The following is a 9613-nucleotide window of genomic DNA, read 5'->3' as shown; positions in this document are numbered from 1 at the left end:
ACAGCAGCGCCGTATATGCCGCTAGCAGCACCATGTACATCGTCGCTCCTGTATCCGCAGCGATCCGGCGCAAGCCTGCGGTCACGTCCGAATCGAGTTCGGCATACACCACATTCCCAGCAAAGCTTTGCAGCGCCGGGCGCGCATAATCCGTCGGCAGCTCCAGCACCGGGATGTCGCCAGCAAACGTCTCCAGCCAGAACGCTTCCTGCTTCCGCATCGTCTCGCTTTGGGCCAGCGACTGCTGCCACGCCGCATAATCTTTGTACTGAATCCGCAGCTCCGGCAAGCGTTCCCCTTCATATAAACGCGTAAATTCCTGTACCAACACGCCCATTGAAACCCCGTCAGAAACAATATGATGCATATCGAACAGAAGGAGATGACGGTTCGCTTCCACTTCGATCAGTCCTACCCGCAATAGCGGCGCTTGCGCCAAGTCAAATGGGCGCACGAACGCCTCCACCTGCTCGGCTATATCCATTTCCATCGTTTCCGCGATACGCTCCGTTACTGATGAGCGCCCGGTTCCTTGCGGGATTTCTGCCTCTAACAGACTTTCCGCCTGTGGCAGATCCTTCCTCTCCACCACGAACGGCACCTGATCGTGCACGCGCTGCACCGGTTCTCCATCTACCATTTCAAACGAGGTTCGCAGCGATTCATGGCGCGCAACCAGTTCGCAGAATGCTCGCTCTAACCGTGCCGCATCAAGCGGCCCTTCCACCGCATAAATTCCCGGCATGTTGTAACTAAGCTCGGCACCTTCCAATTGGTTCAGGATGTACAGCCGCTTTTGCGCGGAGGAGACCGGATAATACGCTTTTGCTTCCACCGGCTCGATCGCGGCGTACAATTGCTGCTCCATCCCTGCAACTGCCTGCGCCAGTTGTTCCAGTGTCGGCGCCTGGAAGACGGTTCGCAGCGGCACGTTCACGTTCAATTCCTTGTACATCCGCGCTACCAGCGTCGTCGCTTTCAGCGAATGACCCCCAAGGTCGAAGAAGTTGTCCTTTATCCCGACCCGCTCCACGCCGAGCACGCTCCGCCAGATGTCTGCCAGACGGGACTCCAGCACCGTCCGTGGCGCAGCGTAAGCGGTGGCGCTTAACACGTCCCCTTCCACCTCCGACAGCGAGCGGCGGTCAATTTTCCCGTTCGGCGTCAACGGCATTTGCTCCAGCTCCACGAAGAATGACGGGATCATGTAGTGCGGCAGCTGCTGTCCTAGCCATTTACGCAGTTCCGTCACATCCAGCGTTTCTTCCGCCGTCACGTAAGCGCACAGGTACGGATCTCCATCTGTATGCTCGCGCACGATGACAGCTGCTTCCTTCACCCGTTGTTGCAAGCACGCTTCGATTTCTCCCAACTCAATCCGATACCCGCGGATCTTCACCTGATGGTCGATCCGCCCCAAATATTCGACATTTCCGTCCCAAAGCCAGCAGCCAATATCGCCCGTTCGGTACATTCGGCCACCCGGAACAAACGGATTGTCCACAAAGCGTTCGGCCGTAAGCTCCGGTAAGTGGAGGTATCCCTGTGCGACTCCGTCGCCTCCGATATAGATTTCTCCTTGCACACCATGGGGCACGGGATGCAAATGGGCATCCAGCACGTATATCCCCACATTGGCTGCCGGTACGCCGATCGGCACGGAAGCCGGAATAGGCACTTCGGGATCATAACGATACACCATGCATCCTACCACCGTTTCGGTCGGACCGTATTCATTGTACAGATGCACATTCCCATTGAATTTATCGTAAATTCGCTGTGCCAGGGCCGCGCTTAAATTTTCCCCGCCTACGATTAAGGTATGAATTGCACTTCCCTCAATCTCCAGTTCCAACAATAATTTGAGGTGGGTCGGCGTCAGCTTGATAATTGGCACCCGATTGTCCTCGACGATTTGCCGAAGCAACGAAACTTTGTCCTCACCGTCATATATGACGATCTTGTTCCCGGTCAGCAGCGGAATAAATATCGACGTTACCGTCAAGTCGAACGAAATCGAAGAGTAGAGCGGAAAGTCGAGCCCTTGCTCCGCATACGTATCCTTGGCCCACCAAATATAGTTCATCAGGCCTTGATGCGTAATCATCGTTCCCTTCGGTCGCCCCGTCGTGCCTGAAGTGAAGATAACATACGCTAGCGACAGCGGATCCTGCGTCCTATTCAAATTGCGGGTATCTCCTTGATACAGAGCAGCATCATCCAGCAACAGAATTTCCTCCAGACTCAGCGCAGCCGGAAGCTGCTCGGCCAATGACGTTTGTGTCAGCACGATCTTTGCGCCACTATCCTCCAATATCGCAGCGATTCGCTCGCGCGGGTAATCGGGATCGACAGGCACATACGCTCCGCCTGCCTTGAGCGTGCCGATAATGCCAACAAGCAACTCGATCGAATGCTTGGCAATAACCGCTACAAATCGATTCTCTCTGATCCCCCGTTGACTGAGCTGTCTGGCAAGCTGATTCGCCTTCTCGTTCAGCTGCCGGTACGTCATCTTCTGCTCTCCGCATTCCACGGCGACCCGATCCGGCGTTTCTTCCGCTTGCTTTTCCACGAAGATGTGCACCGCCGTTTCTTTCGGGTACACAGATGCCGTGTCATTGTACGCCAGAAGGGTCTGTTTTTCTTGTGCTGCCACTATTTCGATATCGTTCACAGCCGTCAGCGGATTGTCACAAACCTGCTCGATGATACGAAGGAGGTGCGCTTTGACTTGCTCGATGCCATGATCCGCATACACATGCCGGTTATATTTCAGATTGATCATCATTTCAGCCCCTGGCATGATGATCACATTCAAATCATAGTTCGTTTGTTCAAAGCTATCGAAACTATGAATAGCAAAATCCGTCTGCTCCCCTTCCGTCCCTGCGGCCGATTGTTCCAGCTCCTGTTCGATTGGATAATTTTCAAACACGAGGATGTGATCGAATAACTGCTGTTTCAGCAGCGACCGCGCTTGAATCTCGTACAACGGATAAAAATCATAACGCGCAGACGAAAGCGCAGCTTCCTGATTCCGTTTGAGACAATCAGCAAACGTATCTTGACCGGAATAGCCCGAACGAACCGGAATCGTATTGATAAACAGGCCGATCATCTCTTCGATGCCCACGATTTCAGATGGTCTGCCGGACACGACGGAGCCGAACACCACGTCGGAGGCTTGGTTATATTTCTGTAGCAGGATCCCCCATACCGTTTGCAGCAGCGTATTCATCGTTACCTGCTGCTCGCGGGCTATCTGGGCCAGCTTATCTGTCACATCGCGGCTGAGTATAACAGGGGTTTCGGCAGGATCGTACCCTTCGTCCCCCTCCTGAACCGTCCTCTTATAAGGTAGCTGGGCCCGCTGCTCATACCCCTTAATATATTCCTCCCAATAGCCGGCGGCCTTCTCCTGATCCTGTTGTTCCATCCATTCCATAAACGTGCGGTAAGAGCGGGCTTCAGGCAGCTCCAGCGGGCTTCCCATCTTCAAATTGTCATAATTGCCAAACAGCTCTCGGAATACGAGGGGCAAGCACCAGCCATCCATAAGGATGTGGTGAAAACTCCATACAATATAATGAGACGAGTCCCCAGTTTTCAAAACGGATAGCCGCATCAACGAACCCTTGGCTAAATCAAAGCCCCGTTTCCTGTCTGTTCGTTGGTAAGCTTCAATGTAAGCAGCTTGCTCTTCCGCGGACAGCGACGAAATATCTTCGCTATCGATATCGTATTTTCGTTCATGCAGCACGATTTGAACCGGCTGCTCTAACGAGTCAAGGTCAAACTGCATCCGGAACACTTCGTGCCGGCTTGCCAGCTTGTTCACGCTCTGTTCAAATAACGCAACATCAAACTGCCCATCCATGTAAAAACCTGTTTGCTCAAAATAGGCATCTGATTGTTGGTTGTATAAATAATGGAAAATCATACCGTGCTGTAACGGCGTCAACGGGTAGATATCTTGGATGGAGCCCTCATCGCTCCATTTCTGCTGCATGGCGATAAAGGTATCCAGCTCCATGCCTCTCAGCATTAGATCGCTTGGGGTCAGCTCGGCATTCTCTTGTCGGACGCAATGGTCAATAATCATTTGCAAGTTCGCTTTGTAGGACTGCGCCAGACCGCGTATCGTGTCCGGTTTATATTCATGTTTGTTATAACTGAACGAGAGCGTCAGTTTTCCCCCTGAGATCATTCCGTTAATATCCAGCGTCCAGGTTCGCTGGCTGCCGCCGCTGATAGAGGATCCGGAGGAAATAGGCGAAAACGTAATCTCGCTTTCCCCGAACCCTGCTTCGTCAAATTGCCCCAAATAGTTAAAGCTGATTTCAGGCTCCAACGCAAATGAAATGCCTGCTTTATGTTCGGCATTCGTCACATATCGTAAAATTCCGTAGCCGATTCCTTTCTGAGGAACGCCTCTTACACTCTCTTTAACTCGTTTAATTTGGTAGGATAGATCCTCGTCAGGAGACAGGTTCAGCACAACCGGATATTGAGACGTGAACCAGCCTATTGTCCTATTAATATCAATATCTGGCGCAATCGCTTCCCTGCCGTGGCCTTCCAAGCTGATAGCCACTTGGCTGTTCCCTGTCCATTCGGATATCGTTAAGCCAAGCGCGGTAAGCAATAAATCACCGATTTCCGTATGGAAGACAGCGTTCGCTTGCTTCAGCAGCCGTTCCGTCTCCGCTTCTTCCAATTCGACGAGTACGAGTTCAGAGTCCCGTACATAAGATTCCTTCACTTCCGCATCTTTGGGCAGTAACGCGACATCCGTATGCTCCATTTCCGCCCAATACGGCAGTTGCCTGAGCAGCTGCTGGCTTTGTGCATATTCGACCAACTGCTGCGCCCAGTCCTGAAACGAATTCGTCTTTTGCGGAAGAGTCACCGCTTCTCTCTGTTGCAATTGCTCGTACCCGATCGCGATGTCTTCAAATAAGATTCTCCAAGAGACGCCGTCGATGACCAAGTGATGGATGGCGATTAACAGATGATCGCCTTCGCCAGTGTGGAATAGACCAAGCTTGACCAGCGGCCCTTTTTCCAAATCCATAGCCGACTGAATTCGATCCGCCTCGTCTGCGATGATTCGTTCCGCATCCGCACCTTCGATTCCACGCAGATCCGTGACCTCCAGTGTAAACAGTGGTTCGTCAAGTCCGCGATTATACGCTTTATAGCGGTCGGCTTCATAAGTAAAGACCGTTCTTAATGCATCATGATGCCGCAGCACGGCATGGAAGATCTCCCGGATTTCGCTCTCTTGGAATCCTTTCCGGCTGTACAGCATAATAGCCTGGTTCCAATGATTCATGTCGTGAAATTGCTGTTCAAAAAACCATGTTTGGATAGGGGTCAATTCGACTTCCCCAGTCACGGTTCCTTGATCGATTACCTTTTCTACCTTTTGGATAAACGGAACAACTTCCGAGATGGTCGCATGCTTAAACAGATCTTTCATTTCCAGCTTGTATCCGTATTGATGCAATCTGGCGGATACCTGTATCCCTTTGATCGAGTCGCCACCCAATTTAAAGAAATTATCTTTCGTTCCAATCCGCTTTGTTCCCAAGACAGAACCCCATACCGAAGCGAGTATGCTTTCTAATTCATTTGCCGGCGCCACATATTCCACACCCGCAGTATTGTGATCCGGTTCAGGCAGTGCCTTTTTGTCAATCTTTCCACTTGATGTATGGGGCAGAGTCGATAACGGAACAAAATAGGACGGAATCATATATTCGGGCAATTTCTCGGTAAGTATACTACGCAATTTCGCCTCGTCAATGGAAGTGCCGGCAGTATAATACGCGCATATATAATGTTGGCCGTCAGCATGCGGTTTCGTAACGACAGCTACTTCTTTTATATCTTCATGCTTATAGAGCAGAGACTCGATTTCCCCCAATTCAATCCGGTAACCGCGAATTTTGACCTGATCGTCCATTCGTCCCATATATTCAATGTTTCCATCCGGCATCCATCTAGCCAAATCACCGGTCTTATACATCCGAGGTACGTTGGGGAACGGATTGGCCACAAACTTCTCTGCGGTTAAATCCGGCCGATGCAAATACCCGCGGGCCACCCCGTCTCCCGCAATGCACAATTCTCCCGGAACTCCTATAGGCTGGCAATTACCGTCTCTGTCTACTATGTATAACTGAATATTTTGTATAGGTTTTCCTATCGGTACAGTATCTAGATGAAAAATGTTCGTACACTCAAAATAAGAAACATCGATTGTAGCTTCTGTCGGTCCGTATAAATTGATTAAGCGTGTATGATGATGGCGGTGCAGCAATGAATGATATCGTTCTACATGATGGGGGCTTAATGCTTCACCACTCGTAAAAATCAATGTTAGTGAGGACAACGGTCGCAAGATGTTCCTGCTTTCGACGTATTCAAGAAAAGCTTGAAACATGGAAGGTACAAAATGAAGAGTCGTGATTTTATATTTTTCGACTGCTTGCACAATCGTTTCCGGATTTTTTTCACCTTCCGGTTTAAGCATAACCACAGATGATCCGCCAAGAATCCATAAAAACAGTTCCCAAACGGACACATCAAAGGTGAATGGTGTTTTTTGTAAAATAACGTCATCTTCACCGAGACCGTATTGATTTTGCATCCATTCCAAACGGTTGACCAGCGAGTAATGATCGATCATGACTCCTTTCGGTTTGCCCGTCGATCCTGACGTATAAATGACATAAGCCATATCGTCCGGAGTTCCTGCCGTCTGGATATTCTCCGCAACTCCCTGATATACAGATTCGTCCTTTAAAGATAACGTGATACCTGTAAAGTCCAACTCTTTCGTAATGCCATCATTTTCTGCCAATAAAATGGTAGAACTGCTGTCCTCCAGCATATAGCGAATCCGCTCTCTCGGTAGACCGGGATCAATTGGCAAGTAGGCCCCCCCAGCCTTCAAAATTCCTAAAATGCCAATTACCATTTCAAATGATCGCCGAGCTGCAATGCCGACAATGGAGTCCTTCGTTACTCCTCTCTCCAGCAAGGCTTTGGCAACATGATTTGCTCTTTCATTCAGTTCCTTGTAGGTCAAACGGTCATCACCGCACAATATGGCAGGGCGATTCGGGATTTCCTCTGCCTTCCGTTCGAACATGCGATAAATGGTCGTGTCTTTGGAATACGGCGCTCCGGTATCATTAAAATCTAGTAACACTGTTTGTTTATCGTTAGCAGTTAAAAATGATAGTTGCGATACGGAAACTTCCAGCTTATGTTCAGCAACCATCTCCATAATTTGGATGCAGTGCCGAATGAGTCTGTCAGCTGTATCTTGGTGATAAAGCGAAGTGTTGTACTCCAGCTCCATCCATAGACGATGCCCTTCTCTATTCAAATAAAAGGTCAAATCATGATTATGATTGGTTGCCGCTTCCCGATCGTGCAGGGCATTCAACATGACTACGACATCGAATAAAGCGGATCTGTCTTCTCTTTCTTCAATATTCATATCTTTAATTATTTTAGACATCGGATAATTGCCATGTTCATATGCCTCGATCAATGATGTTCTGACTTTACGCATCAGATCCATACAGGTTGAAGCCGAATCTAATTCATCGTATATGGCCAATAATCGGTGCCCGCCTGCTTCTTTGTCCGTGCGATAACTCGGGGTGCCTACAATAAGGGCGTGCTGGCCTGTATATTTATATATACATATTTTCACGATGGCGATATAAAAGGCGTGCATCAAATAATCGGAGTTTTTGCATATGTCGAGTATTTTCTCGGATAACGGCGCACGCAACTCATACCGAACCGAACGTTTTATATTCTCATTGGTTTTCGTTCTTGCAAAGTCTGTAGGAATGCAAGTTTCATCGAAGTTTTTAGGCAGCTTTTTTTGCCAATATTCCCGTTCTTCGAGAGACTCTTTATCATATACAAAAACCATCTATCATTCTCTCCCCGAAATTAGATTTTTGTCTATTATCGTTGCTACTGCCGAATCCGGCTTATGTCCGCTGTCGACTAAGGATGAGACATGGCCGTTACCGTTTTGATAACAGCCATGCCCTCCTATTATCGCTTCATCAACATTTCGAAGAATTATTAAAAATCAATTTCCGCCAGTTCCAACGTTGCCTTGCGCTTATGCTCTTCACCAGTCTCGCTCACACGGAGTTCAATAATTTTCGAGTCTGATTGTTGCACGATCTGGGACAATAGTATTTTAAAATGGCGGCTCATTTCTTCCACGGTTTCTTTCTTAAACAGCTTCGTGCAATATTCGATTGAAAATCCGTACTCGCCATCATTATCCATTGCGTAAAGCGTCAGATCTACTTTTGAAATATTGTGGCTTGTGCCATAAGGAACAAAAGATAATTCCTTCATTTCTACATGTTGACGAGTCAAGTTTTGCAAGACAAACATCGTGCTGAAAAGCGGGTTGCGGCCAGGATCCCTTGGAATATCCAGTTTTTCCACCAGTTCCTCGATCGGATAATGCTGGTTTTCAAACGCCTTTAACGTCCGCTCTTTTACTTCCCTCACAAAATCCGTAAACGGTTTGTCTTGTTCCGGATAATTTCGCATCGCCAACGTCCCGACAAACATTCCGATAAGCGGCTCTAAATCTGCATGCGGTCGGCCTGCAATTGGCGTGCCCACGACAATATCTTCTTGTCCCGTATACTTGGATAGCAGTATCGTATAGGCCGCCAGCAGCACCATATACATCGTTGCCCCGGTTTCTGCCGCAATTCTCTGCAGACCGTCGGCTAACAAGCGGTCGATTTCAAAATACAAAGCGTCTCCCTCAAAACTTTGCACCTCCGGACGCTCATAGTCCGCCGGCAAATCCAGCACCGGAATCTCGCCCGCAAACGTCTCCAGCCAAAATGCTTTCTGTTCGTTCATTGCTTCGCTTTGGGCTAAATTCTGCTGCCAAACGGCATAATCCTTGTACTGAATCCGCAGTTCCGGCAAGCTCTCCCCATCGTATAGACGGGTAAATTCCTGAACCAGCAAATTGGAGGATACACCGTCGGAAATAATATGATGCATGTCGAACAAGAGAACATAACGTTCCTCTGCCGCTTCAATAAGCCCTACGCGCAGCAGCGGTGCTTGTCCGAGGTCAAACGGACGCACGAATGCTTCCACCCGGCAGGCGATCTGTTCCTCTGCCATCGCTTCCGATAAGCTGTCCGCCTCCGGCAGACGTTCCATTTCCACTGTAAACGGAATTCGTTCATGCACTCGCTGTACCGGTTCTCCGGCGGCTATCTCAAATGAAGTTCGCAGCGATTCATGCCGTGCGATTAATTGACGGAACGCTCGCTCCAGACGTTTCGTATCGAGCGGCCCTTCCACCGTATATATTTCCGGCATATTGTAGCTGAGCGCAGCTCCTTCCAATTGATTCAGGACATACATCCGTTTCTGTGCTGAGGACAGCGGGTAATAGTCCCGTGTCTCCACCGGCTCGATCGCGGCGTACAACTGCTGCTCCATCCCGGCAACCGCCTGCGCCAATTCCTCCAGCGTCGAGGTTTGGAAGATCGTTCGCAGCGGCACATTCACGTTCAGTTCCTTGTGC

General features: G+C 49.3%; 2 protein-coding genes. Both read right to left on the bottom strand.

The window, feature by feature from the left end; translation table 11 throughout:
- On the bottom strand, positions 1-7963 hold a 7963-nt coding region (locus tag AZ66_RS22700; protein WP_156160049.1), incomplete at its 3' end, for a non-ribosomal peptide synthetase.
- A 158-nt stretch (positions 7964-8121) separates the two neighbouring features.
- Positions 8122-9613: condensation domain-containing protein (locus AZ66_RS22695; RefSeq protein WP_044356943.1), on the bottom strand; the 1492-nt coding region annotated here is incomplete at its 5' end.

This window comes from Paenibacillus sp. E194, from assembly GCF_000935845.1.
GTDB classification, from domain to species: domain Bacteria; phylum Bacillota; class Bacilli; order Paenibacillales; family Paenibacillaceae; genus Paenibacillus_B; species Paenibacillus_B alvei_B.
This window is presented reverse-complemented; position numbering and strand designations above follow the sequence as displayed.